This window comes from Bradyrhizobium sp. 137 (genome assembly GCF_023074095.1).
GTDB lineage: Bacteria > Pseudomonadota > Alphaproteobacteria > Rhizobiales > Xanthobacteraceae > Bradyrhizobium.
This window is the reverse complement of the sequence record NZ_JADPKU010000073.1, coordinates 1-792: the sequence shown is the minus strand read 5'-3', so window position 1 is coordinate 792 and position 792 is coordinate 1. Positions and strand designations below refer to the sequence as shown.

1 protein-coding gene and 1 pseudogene are annotated in these 792 nt (G+C 64.0%); both read right to left on the bottom strand.

From position 1 onward, the window contains the following. Positions 1-339, bottom strand: a pseudogene (locus IVA78_RS23090) (IS21 family transposase); the annotation flags it as partial. Next, the gene (locus IVA78_RS23085; RefSeq protein ID WP_247468120.1) at positions 339-617 is read right to left on the bottom strand and encodes a sigma factor-like helix-turn-helix DNA-binding protein; all 279 of its coding nucleotides are present in this window, start codon (positions 615-617) and stop codon (positions 339-341) included. The gene IVA78_RS23085 and the pseudogene IVA78_RS23090, both read right to left, overlap by 1 nt. Positions 618-792: the final 175 nt, after the last annotated feature.

Genomic DNA, 792 nt, shown 5'->3' with positions numbered 1-792 from the left:
GCTCACCGTCTGCCGGGCCACGCCACCGAAATAGGAGAATGCCCGAACGTGCGAGGCGATCCAGTCCGGCAGGCTCTGGCTGAAGCTGGCTTCGGCATAGGTGTAGTTCGAGGCGCCGAGCACGGCGACGAAGATCTGCATGCTGCGCACCTCGCCGCTGAGCCCGTCAACCACCTCCATGGTGTGGCCGGAATAGTCGACGAACAGCTTCTCGCCGGCGACATGGACCTGGCGCAGCGTCGGCTTGAGGCGGCCAGCCCATTCCTTGTAGCGTTCGCAGAACCACGCATAGCTGAAGCTGTCGGAGCTTGCGTCGCAATACTCCTCCCACAACAGCATCAGCGTAACGTTCCTCCGCCGCAGCTCGCGATGCACGAGCGCCCAATCCGGATGCGGGCGCTCGTCGCTGGGCCGATCGGATGGTGGCGGATACAGGCGGTTCCGAGCCGGACATCGTCATCCAGCTCCGGCGGCAACGGCCAGGTCAGGCCGGCGCGGCGGGTTCGGTTGAGGTACTTGCTGACCGTGCCCTGGGCCAAGCCCAGGCTGCGGGCAACGGCGCGTTGCGACATGCCGACGCTGTAGTGCAGGCGTAGAACTTCACGAATGTGGCGCATGGACAGTCTCTCGGTCGGCATCTCGATCCTCTGCGGTTAGGCAAAAGACCAAGCTACCCGGGTTGCAGGCTGTCAGCGGTGCGCGCCTCCTGGTTGCCCCCGATCGCGATCGCTGGAAATAGCGATCACGATCGGCTGGAAATGGTGATCACGATGCTCTGGAATGGGTGATCAC